Origin of the sequence: Mycobacterium sp. UM_11, from assembly GCF_001414075.1 — a bacterium.
GTDB lineage: Bacteria > Actinomycetota > Actinomycetes > Mycobacteriales > Mycobacteriaceae > Mycobacterium.
In genome coordinates, this window is the sequence record NZ_LATC01000234.1 from 1 (window position 1) to 657 (window position 657).

General features: G+C 66.2%; 2 protein-coding genes. Both read left to right on the plus strand.

Translation table 11 applies throughout. The annotated features are described in order from the left end of the window. Window positions 1–257 precede the first annotated feature (257 nt). Window positions 258–557, plus strand: coding sequence for a PE family protein (locus WU80_RS24800; protein ID WP_055405702.1), 300 nt, complete (start codon window positions 258–260; stop codon window positions 555–557). A gap of 10 nt (window positions 558–567) precedes the next feature. Continuing rightward, the coding region (locus WU80_RS25700) for a PPE domain-containing protein (protein WP_156349776.1) at window positions 568–657 on the plus strand (90 nt) is incomplete at its 3' end.

Genomic DNA, 657 nt, shown 5'->3' on the forward strand with positions numbered 1-657 from the left:
ATGGGCCGCCGCGCCGGCGCCGCCGCGGGCTACTCGCACAAATACGGATTCCGCTACAGCGTGCTCACCCGACCACCCTCGGCCGGATAAGGAAAGGCCAGGTGAACGGAAGTTGTACACGAATGAACACTCGGCACTAGGGAGGCGAGGCAGCGCGTGACCCACTTAATCTCAGCAGTAAGCCATGCGTGCGGTACGCCCGCCCGCGGACCGTTCTCCGAAGGCCGCCGGGCCTAGGAGCAGGGAGGGATTTTCAGATGTCGTTTGTCACGACGCAGCCGGAGGCGCTGGCCGCGGCCGCGGGCAACTTGCAAAGCATTGGCGCGGCGCTGAATGCGCAGAACGCCGCGGCGGCAGCCCCGACGACGGGGGTGGTGCCGGCGGCCGCTGACGAGGTATCGGCACTGACCGCGGCGCAGTTCTGTGCGCACGGCCAGATGTATCAGGCCGTGAGCGGCCAGGCGTCGGCGATTCACGAGATGTTCGTCAACACCCTGAGCATGAGCTCCGGGTCCTACGCGGTGACTGAGGCGGCCAACGCGGCCGCGACGGGTTAAGGAGCCAAGGATGTTTGATTTCGGGATGCTTCCGCCGGAGGTTACGTCGGCGAAGATTTATGCCGGTCCGGGGTCGGGGTCGTTGATGACTGCGGCGTCG